The sequence below is a fragment of the Burkholderia lata genome, from assembly GCF_902499335.1.
In the GTDB taxonomy this organism is placed as follows: domain Bacteria; phylum Pseudomonadota; class Gammaproteobacteria; order Burkholderiales; family Burkholderiaceae; genus Burkholderia; species Burkholderia lata_B.
In genome coordinates, this window is record NZ_CABVQK010000003.1 from 112,740 (window position 1) to 126,163 (window position 13,424).

13 protein-coding genes are annotated in these 13,424 nt (G+C 67.3%); 6 read left to right on the forward strand and 7 right to left on the reverse strand.

The window, feature by feature from the left end; translation table 11 throughout:
* Nucleotides 1-14 precede the first annotated feature (14 nt).
* From BCO18175_RS08270 to BCO18175_RS08295, 6 genes are all read right to left on the reverse strand, one after another.
* Nucleotides 15-1,277 (reverse strand): serine hydrolase domain-containing protein, encoded by a 1,263-nt coding sequence (locus BCO18175_RS08270; protein ID WP_174980200.1) that lies wholly within the window; start codon nucleotides 1,275-1,277, stop codon nucleotides 15-17.
* A gap of 134 nt (nucleotides 1,278-1,411) precedes the next feature.
* A complete protein-coding gene (locus tag BCO18175_RS08275; RefSeq protein WP_174980201.1) occupies nucleotides 1,412-2,368 on the reverse strand; it encodes a SphA family protein in 957 nt (318 codons plus the stop codon).
* A 36-nt stretch (nucleotides 2,369-2,404) separates the two neighbouring features.
* Nucleotides 2,405-2,932, reverse strand: coding sequence for a flavin reductase family protein (locus BCO18175_RS08280; protein WP_174980202.1), 528 nt, complete (start codon nucleotides 2,930-2,932; stop codon nucleotides 2,405-2,407).
* A gap of 5 nt (nucleotides 2,933-2,937) precedes the next feature.
* Nucleotides 2,938-4,176 carry a styrene monooxygenase/indole monooxygenase family protein gene (locus tag BCO18175_RS08285; RefSeq protein WP_174980203.1) on the reverse strand — a complete coding sequence of 413 codons (1,239 nt, stop codon included), beginning with the start codon at nucleotides 4,174-4,176 and terminating at the stop codon, nucleotides 2,938-2,940.
* A gap of 67 nt (nucleotides 4,177-4,243) precedes the next feature.
* Entirely contained in the window at nucleotides 4,244-5,032 is a 789-nt protein-coding gene (locus tag BCO18175_RS08290; protein WP_174980204.1) for an SDR family oxidoreductase, read from the reverse strand.
* Between the two features lie 40 nt (nucleotides 5,033-5,072).
* The gene (locus BCO18175_RS08295; protein ID WP_174980205.1) at nucleotides 5,073-6,320 is read right to left on the reverse strand and encodes a dienelactone hydrolase family protein; all 1,248 of its coding nucleotides are present in this window, start codon (nucleotides 6,318-6,320) and stop codon (nucleotides 5,073-5,075) included.
* Nucleotides 6,321-6,672: 352 nt separating this feature from the next.
* On the opposite strand from BCO18175_RS08295, the gene BCO18175_RS08300 reads away from it, so the two are divergent.
* Nucleotides 6,673-7,698 carry an AraC family transcriptional regulator gene (locus BCO18175_RS08300; RefSeq protein WP_174980206.1) on the forward strand — a complete coding sequence of 342 codons (1,026 nt, stop codon included), beginning with the start codon at nucleotides 6,673-6,675 and terminating at the stop codon, nucleotides 7,696-7,698.
* A gap of 134 nt (nucleotides 7,699-7,832) precedes the next feature.
* Complete coding sequence (locus tag BCO18175_RS08305) at nucleotides 7,833-8,363, forward strand: GNAT family N-acetyltransferase (protein WP_174980207.1); 531 nt, start codon at nucleotides 7,833-7,835, stop codon at nucleotides 8,361-8,363.
* A gap of 13 nt (nucleotides 8,364-8,376) precedes the next feature.
* Here BCO18175_RS08305 and gcvA read toward each other — a convergent pair whose 3' ends face one another.
* The gene (gene gcvA / locus BCO18175_RS08310) at nucleotides 8,377-9,255 is read right to left on the reverse strand and encodes a transcriptional regulator GcvA (RefSeq protein WP_174967229.1); all 879 of its coding nucleotides are present in this window, start codon (nucleotides 9,253-9,255) and stop codon (nucleotides 8,377-8,379) included.
* A 126-nt stretch (nucleotides 9,256-9,381) separates the two neighbouring features.
* Between gcvA and argH the strand changes: the two genes are divergently transcribed.
* The 4 genes from argH to BCO18175_RS08330 all read left to right on the forward strand — a co-directional run bounded on the left by argH (nucleotide 9,382) and on the right by BCO18175_RS08330 (nucleotide 13,419).
* Entirely contained in the window at nucleotides 9,382-10,815 is a 1,434-nt protein-coding gene (argH, locus tag BCO18175_RS08315; RefSeq protein WP_174980208.1) for an argininosuccinate lyase, read from the forward strand.
* Nucleotides 10,809-11,702 carry an amino acid ABC transporter permease gene (locus BCO18175_RS08320; protein WP_174980209.1) on the forward strand — a complete coding sequence of 298 codons (894 nt, stop codon included), beginning with the start codon at nucleotides 10,809-10,811 and terminating at the stop codon, nucleotides 11,700-11,702. Before argH ends, BCO18175_RS08320 begins: the two co-directional genes overlap by 7 nt.
* A complete protein-coding gene (locus tag BCO18175_RS08325; RefSeq protein WP_277403765.1) occupies nucleotides 11,699-12,502 on the forward strand; it encodes an amino acid ABC transporter ATP-binding protein in 804 nt (267 codons plus the stop codon). Before BCO18175_RS08320 ends, BCO18175_RS08325 begins: the two co-directional genes overlap by 4 nt.
* 83 nt (nucleotides 12,503-12,585) lie before the next feature.
* Complete coding sequence (locus tag BCO18175_RS08330) at nucleotides 12,586-13,419, forward strand: ABC transporter substrate-binding protein (protein WP_174980210.1); 834 nt, start codon at nucleotides 12,586-12,588, stop codon at nucleotides 13,417-13,419.
* Nucleotides 13,420-13,424: the final 5 nt, after the last annotated feature.

Sequence of the window (13,424 nt, forward strand, 5' to 3'; positions counted from 1 at the left end):
TCCCCTTCACCGCATCACGGCCGTCCTTCGCTTGGCACCTCGGCCGCCTTGCTGAGCTCGCCCATGATGATCCGCGCGATTTCGTTGGCCGGTGCGCGCCCATCGGGCGCGGCAGCCGTGTTCGTCCACGTGACGATCGTCGTTTTCGTGACCGGGTCGTAGCCCATGAAGGTATTGAAGCCCGGTATCTCGCCTGTGTGCCCGTAAAACGTGCCGAATTTGGCCAGGCCCAGGCAGTAGCTTGCCGACATCGGGTCGGACGGATCGATCGGCGTGCAACTCGCGAGCCGTTGCGCCTGCAGGTCGGCGCTCAGGTAGCCGCCGCCGACCAGCCGCTGCACGTAGGCGGCCAGTTCCGTCACGGTTGAAATGCCGGAGCCGGCCGTCCACGCCCACGACGTATTGACGCCGGTCACGTTCGTCGGCTGCAGCGTGCCGTTTTTCGCGTCAGCCTGGCGCTGGGGCGACAGCGCGTCGCTGTCGGTCGTCTCGGCATTGGTGCCCCATTGATAGCCCTGCGGTGCCGGCGCCGGCAGCGACGTATCCTGCTGCGGCGGGAGAAAGGTATTGGCCAGGCCGAGCGACGCAAACAGGCGTGCGTTCATCGCATCGGCCGCGCTCATGCCGGTCAGTTGCTCGATGATGAGCCCGAGCAGCACCGTGTTCGTATTCGAGTAGCGAAAATCCGCGCCGGGCGCGAAATAGACCGGCTGGCCTTCGGCGATCCCCAGCAACTCGGACGTGGTCCACACCTTGTCCGGTTGCGCATCGAGCGTCTGGTTGAACGCGAGATTCGTCGAATAGTTGTAGAGGCCGCTGCGCATGGACAGCAACTGTTCGATCGTGATCGTATTGCCGTTGGGCACGTTCGCGACGAACTTGCTGACGGTGTCGCCGAGGCTCAGCCGGCCTTCCTGCACGAGTTGCAGGATCACCGTGCCGGTCCAGGTCTTCGTCACGCTACCGACGCGAAAGTGCGCATTCGTCGGTATCGGCGTGTTCGTGCCTCGTACGGCCGTGCCGAACGATTCGAGCCAGTTGCCCTGCGGCGATTGAACAAAGACGATCGCGCCGGGCGTCAGCGTGTCCGTGAGCAGTGCGTTGATCTGCGGGCGCGCGGCGTTCGCGAACGCGGGCGAACTCGAGGCAGGCGAACCGTCGCCGCCGCACGCGGACACGGCGATGCCGATGACCACGGCCGGTGCGAAGGCAACGATGCCGCGCACCAGCCGCCGCGCGACGTTCGACAAGAACCGGGAGGTTGCTGAGGTAGCCATGGCGCGGACCCTTCGTGGTCGTGACGTATTACCTGCGTTGTCTTCTCCAAAACTATAGGACAGGCGCGTGGGTGCCGGCAGCCTGCATTTTCATCCGACGATAGTGATCCGGCCCGCTTACCCGGTCGCGGCCGTCACTGAAAGTGATGCACGTAACGCAGCACCATCCGCGTGCCCTGCGGCCGGTTCCGCGCGTAGGTCTCGAAGTACGCGTTGAACATCAGATGGTCCTGCGGCGAGAAGCTATACATGGCCCCCGGGCCGATCGCGAATACGGCCTCCCGCGTGCCCGGCACGTCCTGCCCGTTTTCCTTCATGTCGGTGGTCTGGCGCAGCCAGTAGCCGTTGAGCCCCAGCCGCAGGCCGGGGCGCACTTCGTACTCGGTCGCGAAGTTCGCGTGGATCGCCTGGCCGGCCTGCGTCGACGTCACGTCGGGGCCGAGCGACGTGGCGGGCTGGTGGTTGGTCGCGTTCCACAAATAATGCAGCCGCCACGACACGGTCCACTTGGGCGTGAGCCACAGCGTCGCCGCCCAGTACGGATCGAACGACCAGAAATGGCTGCCGGGGTTGATCGCGCGCGACGGATCGTACGCGCCGGTCGGCGCGATGAACTGGAATTCCACGCGCTGCGCGAAGCGTGGGCCTTGCGCGCCCATCACCGGGTCGAACTGGATGAACGGGCCGATCAGCAGGTCGCCGAAGCCCGCACGCGCATTCAGCGCGACGTTGCCGATGCCGTCGTCGGTCCGCGCGGACGCGATCCACGGCAGGATCACGTCGAGGCCGGGATGCATGCCCGCGAACGTCAGCGGCGACTGATAGACGAGCTGGCTCAGCCCGGCGAACAGGTCGATGTCCTGCTTCGGCAGCCCGACCTTGTTGCCCGCATTGTCGTTGACGCGGCCGGCCGTGTAGTACTGCAGGTACTGCGTGCCGTACCAGCCGGAGCCGGCCGGCGGCATGCCGTCGAGGAAGCTGGTCATGCCGAGGTTGACCGCCGGCAGGTCGGTCGCGCCGGCGGGTGCGCTTGCGGCCATGCCGGCGATCGTGAGGCCTGCGACGACGAGCAGGCGAGAGCCGAATTTCATGTTCACCATCTCCTGTAGAGTTATTGGCATAACTAATCAAACGGCACGAAAAAGATCGGGATGATCGGCGATCGCACGATACTGACCGGCATGGAACACCAGCGGCGCATGGCCGTTCGCGTCGAACTGCTCGATCTGGCCGATGAACAGCAGGTGATCGCCGCCTTCGTAATGGCCGACGTTACGGCACACGAAGCGCGCGCTCGCGCCGTCGAGGCAAGGCACGCCGCCCGTCTCCGAATCGACGTGAAGCACGCCGTCGAACTTGTCGGCGCAGGGCGTCGCGAAGCGGCGCGACAGCTCGATCTGGTCGTGCGCGAGGATGTTGATCGCGAAATGGGTGGCCGCGACGAAATCCGGGCGGCTCGGCGCGACCTTGCGCAGGCTCCACAGCACGAGCGGTGGATCGAGCGACAGCGACGAGAACGAATTGGCGGTGAGGCCCACCTTGCGTCCGTCGGCCGCGCACGTTGTGATCACGGTGACGCCGGTCGGGAATTGCCCGAACGCGGCGCGCAACTGCATCGGGTCGAGGGCCGGGCGATCGGTTGCGGTCGTGTCCATGCCGGTCACTCCGCACGTACGCTGTGTTCGCGGATCATCGACGCGCAGGCCGACGGCTCGAACCACCACGACGAGAACCGGCGCGGATCGTCGAAGCCGTCGACGATCGCCGCGGCGAGCGACGGCAACTGGCCGGCCGCGCCGAGCAGTTCGAGGATGTGCGGCGGTGGCGGCGTGAGCAGCGAGTTGGTCCAGCGCACGACGTGCTGCGCATAGGCCCAGTAACCTTCGAAGGTCTGCTGCATCCAGTCTTCGCCGAACGGCGCGGCGTCGCGCGCGACGATCGCGTCGAAATACGCCTTTGCGCATTTCGCGGCGTTGTTCGATCCCTGGCCGGTGATCGGATCGTTGACGACCACCGCATCGGCCATCCCGAACACCGTGCGGCCCGACGGCAGCCGGAAGAACGGCTTGCGCACCGTTGGCGCGAAGCGCCCGGCCAGCGTGCCGTTCGGATCGGTGAGCTCGACGTCGCGGCAGCGCTCGAATTCCCACGGCACATAGTGCTGCAGGAACGACAGGCTCCGGTCCAGATGCTGCTCGGGCGTTTTCACATCGGCCCAGCAGTCGAGCGGGCCGCCCGGAATGCCTTCGAACACCATGATTTCGCACGGGCCCGTCGTGGTCAGCGCGGGGAACACGAAATACTCGCCGATGCCGGGCAGCAGGTTGAAGCGCACGCGCGAATACGGCTGGCTCGGCGTCATCCCTTTCACGTAGGTGAGGGCCAGTGCGCGTTGCGGGCGGTCGAACGCGCTGCGCGCGTCGTCGCGGCCGAGCAGGTTGACGATCTCGCCCTTGCCGGCCGCGAGCAGCACGAGGTCGTGGCTGCGCGCCAGTTCCTCGAGTTCGGGCACGCCGATGTCGCCAATGCGCACGTCCGCGCCGCGGCGCCGCACGCCGTCGAGCCAGTCGGCCATTTTCACGCGCTGGTCGACCGACTGCGCATAGCGGGTCAGCCGCGACGACCAGTCCATCGCCTTGCGGCCGTTGCCGTCCGGATGCGGCACCGCGATGCCGATCCCTTCGACGGACGGGCACGCTTCCTCCCACGTATTCAGGCCGAGATCGCGCTCGATCTGCAACGACGTGTGAAACATGCACTGGCTCGACATCACCTTGCCCGTGCGGATCTGTTCGGCGTCGCGATTGGTCGCGAGCGTGACGTGGTAGCCCTGGTCGAGCAGGGCGAAGGCGAGTTGCAGGCCGGACTGGCCGGCGCCGACGATGGCGATGCGTCTCATGAGTAGGTCCTTGGTTGGCCGGATGCCGGCCGGAAAAAGGGTGGCGGAAAGCGGCGGCGGGCAGCGGTCATTCCGCGAGGCGCGGAATGGCCGGCACCGCCTGTTCGGGGCCCATCGCGGAATAGCCGCCATCCACCGCGTAGTCGGCGCCCGTCACGAAGCTCGCCGCGTCGCTGCACAGGAACGTCACGACCTGCGCGACCTCGGACGGATCGCCGACCCGGCCGAGCAGGTGGAACGGCGCGGCGACGCGATCGGTCTTCGCACGGTCGCCGCGCGTCATCTCGTCCATCACGCGCGACCACGTCCATCCCGGCGACACCGAGTTGACGCGAATGCGGTCGGGCGCGAGATCCATCGCCATGCTGCGCGTGAGCTGGCGGATCGCCGCCTTGGAGGTCGGGTACAGCCAGCGGCCGGTCTGCGCGCACTGGGCCGAGATCGAGCTGAAGTTCACGATCGCGCCGCCGCCGCGCCGGACCATGTGCGGATGCACGGCCTTCGCGAGCATCGCCGCCGACACGACGTTGACGTCCATCGCGGCGAGCCAGTCGTTGCGGGTCGCCTGGATACCGTTGTCGACGTAGCTGCACGCGAGGTTGACGAGCACGTCGATCGCGCCGAACCGTTCGGCGATGGCCGATACCGCACGCTCGATCGCGCGATCGTCGGTGATGTCGAGCGCGACGAACAGCGCCCGTTCGCCAAGCGAATCGGCCACGCGCGTGCCGTTTTCCGCATCCAGATCGAGAATCGCGACGCACGCACCGGCGCGGCTCAGGTCCTGCGCGACCGCGGCGCCGATCAGCGTGGCGCCGCCGGTGACGATCGCGACTTTGCCAGCAAGGGCAGTCATGGGGTGTCTCCGGGAATCGTTGGGTGAGGGAAGGGCTGCGTCAATGCGCACCCGTCGGCGGCTCGCTGTCCTGCCAGCGGCGCATCAGGCCGTTCGACGGCACGGCTTCGTCGAGCAGCTTGCGGGCCGTTTCGACGCCCGCGACGGGCAGGCCGGCCGGATCGAGCAGGCCGATCTGCACCAGCACGCTCGCCTGGTCCCAGTAGATGTGCTCGTGATAGAGCTTGTCGCCGCGGAATTTGACGATCGCGACGAGCGGAATCTCGACGCGCTTGCCGGTCGGTGCGACGCCCGGCAGCATCCAGTCGATCTCGGTCGTGTGCGTGAAGCAGAACAGCAGCTCGTCGACGATCTGGCTCGCGCCGATCGTGCGCGAGATCGGCGTGATCGTCGTGTCCGGCGGATTCGCGTGCACGAAATGATGCGTGTAGAAGCGCTTGAGTTCGTCGTAGCCCACGCCGCCCGTCAGCGTCGGAATATGGTTGACGTACGGTTCGGCAACCATCGTCGCCATCGTTGCATCGACGTTGCGCGTGTCGAATTCGTGCTTGAGGTGCGCTTCCCACAGTGTGGACAGGTCGTAGCGCGGGCCGAGCGCGGCACGGAACGCGGCGATCGCGCGCTGGTGGGCCATCACCGCGGCGGCCTTGTCGAAATGATCGCCGCCGGCGCGCGCGAACGCGTGATCGACGCCCGGATACACATACACTTCGACGTCGTCGCGCCCGGCCAGCGCTTCGGCGATGCGCTGCTGCGCGTCGGGCGGGCAGAAGCGGTCCTGGCCCGCGATCTGCAGCACGAGCCGGCCGTGCAGGTGCGACGTTTCGTCGAGAGCCTCCTCGATGCCCACGCCGTAGTAGCTGACCGCCGCGGCCACGCCCGGCAGCCGGCACGCGGCGAGATAGGCGAGCTTGCCGCCGAGGCAGTAGCCGAGCACGCCGGCTTCGCCCGTGCATTCGGGCAGCTGCTTGAGTGCGCCCAGCGCGACGCCGATGTCCTCGACGCCCTTGTTCTCGTCGTATTCGCGGTAAAGGGTCATCGCGCGCTCGGCATCGGTGGCTGTGTAACCGAGCTCGATTCCCGGCGCCTGACGCCAGAACAGGTCGGGCACGAGCACCGTATAGCCTTCCTCCGCGTAGTAGTCGGCTGCTTCCCGCATCGTTGCGTTCGCGCCGAAGATCTCGTGGCAAAGCACGATGCCGGGCCCCTTGCCGGCGGCCGGTGTGCTCAGGTATGCGCGAAACGTGCCGCCGTCCGGCGACGGAATCTCGATGTGACGTCCTTGCATGTGTCCCTCCATTCGTTTCATTGCTGCGACGGGCCCAGTATTGGCGGACGAAATGGGTGTTTCTATCCGCTTTCTTCGGCCGGTATCCGCGAATTCCGGAAACCTGTTGCACCGGCCGCCGCGCGTGGGCAGACGCGCGGCTGACTGCGGGTATGTGCGGATGCGGAAGGCCCGCACAGTTTTCTACGATGCGCGAACGGTCCGCTTCTTGCGTCGTTTGCGCGGGACTTGCGTGCTTTGGCGGCCGGACTGTCCGGATACTCCGGGCGCTATCCGGATCGTGCGGCGGATGCCCCCATACCGGGAACGCCTGCACGGCGCGAGTGCAATCGAGCATGACGGGAGAACATCGATGGCGCAAATTTCCGGAACAGGCTGGCTGCCGGATACGGCCTGTTTCAATCACGACAACCTGCTGCTGCAGTCGAACGACGTCGACGAGGTTCGCGCACGCGTCGCCGACGTATTCAAGCCGCACCGGCTCACGCCGACCGGCGAATCGCGCGCGCTGCACAGCTGCATGCATCATGCGCGCTGGGGCAACCTGTCGTTGAACCTGCTCGATTATGGCGGTGGCGTCAGCATCGAGCCCGGGCCGCTCGAGCACTTCTTCCTGTTGCAGATTCCGCTGCGCGGCGACGCGGAGATCGAGTGCGGGTCGGCGCGTTTCGTGTCGTCGCCGGGCACCGCGTCGCTGATCTCGCCGACGCTGTCGCTGAAGATGCGCTGGGGCGATGCGTGCCCGCAGGTCATCCTGCGCATCGAACGCGAAGTGATGGAGCGCCACGCGCAGCGGCATTTCGGCGACGACCGGCGCGCGCCGGTCGAATTCGAGCCGGAATTCAGCCTGTCGTCGTCGCAGGGGACGTGTCTGGCGCAGATGCTGCCGATCCTTGCCGGGGCGATTGCGACGGATGCACATCCGCTGCGTCATCCGCTCGCGTTCGAGCAGCTCGAATCGACGCTGCTCAACCTGCTGCTGCACGGCCACCCGAACAGCGCGCGCAACGGCACGCGGCACTTGCCGGTGGCGCTCGCGCCGTTCTACGTGCGGCGCGTCGAGGACTACATCCGCGCGCATCTCGACGAGCCGCTGACGATCGAGCGGCTCGCCGAACTCGCCGGCGTCAGCCCGAGCACGCTGTTCGCCGGCTTCCGCCATCGCCACGGGATCACGCCGATGGGCTTCGTCCGGCAGTTGCGGCTGCAACATGTGCGCGAGGAGCTGCTGGCCGACGCGTCGCCGGGGTTCGCCTCGGTGACGGACATCGCGCTGAAATGGGGCTTCGCGCACCTCGGGCGGTTCGCGATCGAGTACAAGCGGGCGTTCGGCGAGTCGCCGTCCGCGACGCTCAGGATGCGGCGCGTGCGGGGTTGACGAAGGAAATGGCGGGCACGTTTGGCATGCCCGGCCGCCGGCGATGAGCAGTCGTCGACATCGCTGCACGGATCGCGGACAATCCGCGATGCACGCCATACCCACCATCGCCACGCCGCCCGGGAGAGTTTTCGATGACTGGCATAGCCATCCGGTCCGCCCATCTCGACGATGCGCAGGCGATCGCCGACTTTCACGTCAAGGTCTGGCGGCATACCTACAGGGATCTCGCTCCGGCGCAAGCGTACGCCGTCCTCGACGAACGCTATCGTGGCAGGAAATGGCGGGAAAAGCTGTCGTCGAACGACGCGCACCAGCTCGTGCTGATTGCGGAGACCGACAACAGGATCGTTGGAATCGGCGCGGCCGGCGCGCCGTCGGAATCGATCTTCGACGGCCGCGGCGAGATCAAATTCCTGTATGTCGATCCCGGGTACAAGCGGCGCGGCATCGGCCGTCAGCTGCTGGCGCGACTGGCGATGCATTTGAGCCGGTTGGGCTACCACGGCGCCGCGTTGAGCGTCGTCACCGGAAACGACGCTGCGATCGCGTTCTATGAGGCGCTGCACGGCCGGCTTGCCGGCGAGTACATCGATCCGGGGCCGATCTGGCGGTCGCACAACATCGTGATGGTGTGGGACGATCTTGCGAGTCTCGCGACCTGAGCCCGGCCTCGCGTCACGCGAGGCGCGCGCGCAGCCACGACGTGAACGCGGTCACGAGCGGCGAGTCGGCCAGCTCCTGACGCGTGACGAGATAGTAAGCATGACGTGACGGCACCGTGGCGCTGAACGGCCGCACGAGCGTGCCGTCGATCAGGTCGTCGCGCACCGACAGGCTGTCGCCGAGCGCCACGCCTTGCCCGTGCACCGCGGCTTCGACGCCGATGTGCGCGTTGCCGATTTCGAGAATGCGGATGCCCGGCAGCTGGTCGGCGTTCGCTTCCGCCAGCCAGCGCATCCACGAACCCGCATGCTCGCAGAACAGCGTGCGTCCCGCGAGATCCTGAACCTTGCGGATCGCATCCGGCCCGTTCATCAAGGCCGGGCTCACGACCGGAAACAGCGCCGGATGCTCGAGCAGCTCGACATGCCGGTTGCGCCAGTTGCCTTCCCCGTAGCGAATGCAGACGTCGACGTCCGGCGAATAAATCTCACGCTCGTCGTTCGACGGAATCACTTTCAGGTGGATACCCGGGTAGCGCTCGAGAAAATCGCCGATGTGCCTGGCGAGCCAGCGCGACGTCAGCGACAGCGGCGTCGACACGACCAGATCGCCGGCGGCGGCCGGCGAATCGAGCCTGACGGTCGCGTTCGCGATCATGTCGAACGCGGCGCCGACCGGCTCCAGCAGCGCCTCGCCTTCCGGCGTGAGCTTCACGCGCGCCTTTGATCTGACGAAAAGCGCGACGCCGAGCGTGCTTTCGAGAATCCGGATCTGGTGGCTGACCGCGCTCGCGGTCACGTGCAGTTCGTCGGCGGCGGCCGACACGCTGCCGCGCCGGGCGGCGGCTTCGAACGCACGAAGCGGGTTCAGCGGGGGCAGGCGGTTGCGCATCGGCAGGCGCGTCGAACGACGCTGTGCTGAGAAAAATTTCATTTAAGCGGATTCAATTTCTCGCTACAACAAAAAAAATTGAATGCCTACAGTGGGGGCAATCCAACCGAGTCGAGGTCGACCGCAATGAGCCTTACCGAACCGATCGAACGCCTGTGGGGCGGCCGCTTCCAGTCGAAGCCGTCCGATGCGCTGCTGAACCTGTCCCGCTCCGATCCGAGTTTCTTCCGTCTCGTGCCGTACGACCTGGCGGGCTCCCGTGCGCATGCGCGCGAGCTGAATCGCGCAGGCATCCTGAGCGACGACGAACTGGCGCAACTGCTGGCCGCGATGGACGGCATCGCACGCGACTACGCGGCCGGCGCGATCGCGCCGTCGCTGGCGGACGAGGACGTGCATACCTTCCTCGAGCGCGTACTCACGCAGCGGCTGCCGGCGCTGGGCGGCAAGCTGCGCGCCGGGCGCTCGCGCAACGACCAGGCGGCGAACGACCTGCGCCTGTACCTGCGCGACAAGGCGCGCCAGCTGGTGCGCGGCGTGCTCGACCTGCAGGACGCGCTGGTCGGCCAGGCGAGCCGGCACGTCGATACGGTGACGGCCGGATTCACCCACCTGCAGCCGGCCCAGCCGATCGTGTTCGGCCATCAGTTGCTCGCACATGCGCAGTCGCTGTATCGCGACGCCGACCGCCTGGTCGACTGGGACCGCCGCACTGCGCGTTCGCCGCTCGGCGCGGCCGCGCTCGCTGGTTCGGCGATCTGCGTGCGGCCCGAGCTGTCCGCGCAGGAGCTCGGTTATGACGCGCCGTGCGAGAACTCGATCGACGCGGTGGCCGCCCGCGATCACGTCGCCGAATTCTCGTTCGTCACGAGCATGCTGGCCGTCAACCTGTCCCGCCTGTCGGAAGAAGTGATCCTGTGGACGTCGCGACAATTCCGCTGGGTGGAACTCGACGACGGCTATGCGACGGGCAGCTCGATCATGCCGCAGAAGAAGAACCCGGACATCGCGGAACTCACGCGCGGCAAGGCGGGGCGCCTGATCGGCAATCTCACGGGCCTGCTCGCGACGCTGAAATCGCTGCCGCTCGCGTACAACCGCGATCTCGCCGAAGACAAGATCGCCGCGTTCGATGCGATCGACACGCTCGAACTCGTGTTGCCGGCGATGGCCGGGATGATCCGCACGATGCGCGTGAACGTCGACGAGATGCGTCGCCAGGCACCGCTCGGTTTCACGCTCGCCACCGAAGTCGCCGACTGGCTGGCGCTGACGGGGGTGCCGTTCAGCGAAGCGCACGAAATCACCGGCGCGCTCGTGCGCGCGTGCGAGCGGGACGGCATCGAGCTCGCGGACGCAAGCGCGGCACAGCTGCAGGCCGTCGACGCGCGGCTCGCGCCGGCGGTGCGCGCGCACCTGACGCTCGACGCGGCCGTCGCGGCCCGCGGCGGTGCGGGCGGCACGTCGCCCGCCCGTGTGCGCGAGCAGATCGGCCGCCTGAGCGAAGCAATCGAACGCCAGGCCGCGTGGGCGGCCGACTACCGGGGGCCGTCATGCTGAGCGCATCCGATTCGAGCCGTCTCGACGGCGCATCCGTGCCGGCCGGCCCCGCGGCAGACGACACGGCCGGCCTCGTGCGCGTGCGCCGGCGCTACTGGGGCCGCTATGTCGCATCGATCGCGATCATCGCCGCGCTCGCCTATGTGGTCGCCGCGTTCGCGCGCGGGCAGATCGAGTGGCGTGTCGTCGGCCAGTTCCTCACCGCGCATTCGATCCTGACGGGGCTCGGCAACACGATCGTGATGACCGTGCTTGCGATGACACTCGGTGTCGTGCTCGGCGTCGTCACCGCGGTGATGCGGCTGTCGTCGAACCCGGTGCTCGGCGCGATCGCGCAGGGCTACATCTGGCTGTTCCGCGGCACGCCGGTGATCCTGCAGCTGCTGCTGTGGTTCAACCTCGCGCTGGTGTTTCCGACGCTCGGCATCCCGGGCATCGCCGAATACCGGACCGTCGACGTGATGACGCCGTTCCTCGCGGCCGTGCTCGGGCTCGGGATCAACCAGGGCGCGTATACGTCGGAGGTCGTGCGCGCGGGGCTGCTGTCGGTCGACACCGGCCAGTACGAGGCCGCGAAATCGATCGGCATGGCGCGCCTGCAGGCGCTACGCCGGATCATCCTGCCGCAGGCGATGCGCGTGATCGTGCCGCCGATCGGCAACGAGCTGATCGGCATGGTCAAGCTGACGTCGCTCGCGAGCGTCGTGCAGTACGCGGAGATGCTGCACAACGCGCAGAACATCTATTACGCGAACGCCCGCGTGATCGAGCTGCTGATCGTTGCCGGCATCTGGTATCTCGCGGTCGTGACCGTGCTGTCGCTCGCGCAGGCGCGCGTCGAACGGCGCTACGCACGCGGCGCGGGCCGCGCGGCAGGGCGCAAATGAACGATACGATCCTCAACCATCGGGAGAACGTCATGACGAACGCGGTCGTTCGCGCGGTCGACGTGCGCAAGTCGTACGGCGATTTCCAGGCGCTGCACGGCATCACGCTCGACGTTGCGCCGGGCGAAGTGCTGTGCATCATCGGGCCGTCGGGCTCGGGCAAGAGCACGTTCCTGCGCTGCATCAACCAGCTCGAGACGATCAGCGCGGGCGCGCTGTGGGTCAACGGCGAGCTGGCCGGCTACCGGCGCACCGGCGACCGGCTTCACGAACTGTCGGAGCGCCAGGTCGCGCGCCAGCGGCTCGCGACCAGCATGGTGTTCCAGCGCTTCAACCTGTTTCCGCACAAGACCGCGCTCGAGAACGTGATCGAAGGCCCCGTGCAGGTGCTCAAGCGCCGCCGCGCGCAAGCCGAGGAGGAAGCGCGCGCGCTGCTCGCGCGCGTCGGGCTCGGGCACAAGTGCGACGCGTTTCCGGTCGAGCTGTCGGGCGGCCAGCAGCAGCGCGTCGCGATCGCGCGGGCGCTCGCGATGCATCCGCAACTGATCCTGTTCGACGAACCGACGTCGGCGCTCGACCCTGAACTCGTCGGCGAAGTGCTGGCCGTGATGCGCGATCTCGCGAAGAGCGGGATGACGATGATCGTCGTCACGCACGAGCTCGGGTTCGCGCGGGAGGTGGCCGACCGTGTCGTGTTCATGGACGGCGGCCGGATCGTCGAGAGCGGGCCGCCCGACCAGGTGCTGTCCGCGCCGACGCATGCGCGCACGCGCGACTTCATCTCCGCCGTGATTGCATGAACGGGCCGGGCCCCCGATCGATCGAGCCGTCACCGAGAGCGGCGCAGTCCCCCCATGACTTCATTACGACAAGGCGACATCCCATGAAAGCATCCGTCCTGACCCGCACGCTGGCCGCCGTGGCATTCGGCGCGCTCGCGCTCCACGCGTCGTACGCCGCCGCGCAATCCGCGAGCGCGAAACGCACGCTGAACGTCGCGATCGTGCCGAACTATCCGCCGTTCGAATACAAGGACCCGGCGACCGACAAGCTGGCGGGCTTCGACGTCGATCTCGGCGAGGCACTGGCCGCGAAGATGGGCGCGAAACTGAACTGGGTCGAAACCAGCTTCGACCAGATGATGAGCGCGGTTGCCACCCAACGCGTCGACATGATCCTGTCCGGCATGACCGACCTGCCGACCCGCCGCGATGCGGTGACCTTCGTCGACTACATCGAGACGGGCCCGCAGTTCTACACGCTGAAGGCGCGCGCCGGCGAGTTCGCGCAGATGAACGCGCTGTGCGGCAAGCGCGTCGGGTCGAGCCGGCGCACGTCGTTTCCCGACAACACGACTGCGTGGAGCGCGGAGAACTGCGTGAAGGCCGGCAAGCCGGCGATCGTCGTGATTGGCACCGACGGCTCGGCGGATGCGCGGATGCAATTGCGCCAGAACCGCATCGACGCGGCCGTGCAGGGCGGCGAGACGCTGCCGTACCAGAACAGTCTCGAACAGAACGCGTATGCGCCGGTCGGCAAGCCGTTCCTGTCGCAATACACGGGTATCGGCGTCGCGAAGGGCAATACCGCGCTGAGCAGCGCGCTGACGACGGCGCTCAACCAGCTGATCGCCGACGGTTCGTACCAGAAGCTGCTCGCGAAATGGGGGCTGCAGGAGCACGCAGTGGCGAAGGCGACGATCAACGCGACGCGCTGAGCGCG

What these genes read in the sequence shown, in the direction of transcription:
- BCO18175_RS08325 (WP_277403765.1), top strand. Translation starts at nt 11,699, where the DNA reads ATGAACGATACGATCCTCAACCATCGGGAGAACGTCATGACGAACGCG.
- BCO18175_RS08300 (WP_174980206.1), top strand. Translation starts at nt 6,673, where the DNA reads ATGGCGCAAATTTCCGGAACAGGCTGGCTGCCGGATACGGCCTGTTTC.
- BCO18175_RS08330 (WP_174980210.1), top strand. Translation starts at nt 12,586, where the DNA reads ATGAAAGCATCCGTCCTGACCCGCACGCTGGCCGCCGTGGCATTCGGC.
- BCO18175_RS08280 (WP_174980202.1), bottom strand. Translation starts at nt 2,932, where the DNA reads ATGGACACGACCGCAACCGATCGCCCGGCCCTCGACCCGATGCAGTTG.
- BCO18175_RS08305 (WP_174980207.1), top strand. Translation starts at nt 7,833, where the DNA reads ATGACTGGCATAGCCATCCGGTCCGCCCATCTCGACGATGCGCAGGCG.
- BCO18175_RS08270 (WP_174980200.1), bottom strand. Translation starts at nt 1,277, where the DNA reads ATGGCTACCTCAGCAACCTCCCGGTTCTTGTCGAACGTCGCGCGGCGG.
- BCO18175_RS08290 (WP_174980204.1), bottom strand. Translation starts at nt 5,032, where the DNA reads ATGACTGCCCTTGCTGGCAAAGTCGCGATCGTCACCGGCGGCGCCACG.
- gcvA (WP_174967229.1), bottom strand. Translation starts at nt 9,255, where the DNA reads ATGCGCAACCGCCTGCCCCCGCTGAACCCGCTTCGTGCGTTCGAAGCC.
- BCO18175_RS08285 (WP_174980203.1), bottom strand. Translation starts at nt 4,176, where the DNA reads ATGAGACGCATCGCCATCGTCGGCGCCGGCCAGTCCGGCCTGCAACTC.
- BCO18175_RS08275 (WP_174980201.1), bottom strand. Translation starts at nt 2,368, where the DNA reads ATGAAATTCGGCTCTCGCCTGCTCGTCGTCGCAGGCCTCACGATCGCC.
- BCO18175_RS08320 (WP_174980209.1), top strand. Translation starts at nt 10,809, where the DNA reads ATGCTGAGCGCATCCGATTCGAGCCGTCTCGACGGCGCATCCGTGCCG.
- argH (WP_174980208.1), top strand. Translation starts at nt 9,382, where the DNA reads ATGAGCCTTACCGAACCGATCGAACGCCTGTGGGGCGGCCGCTTCCAG.
- BCO18175_RS08295 (WP_174980205.1), bottom strand. Translation starts at nt 6,320, where the DNA reads ATGCAAGGACGTCACATCGAGATTCCGTCGCCGGACGGCGGCACGTTT.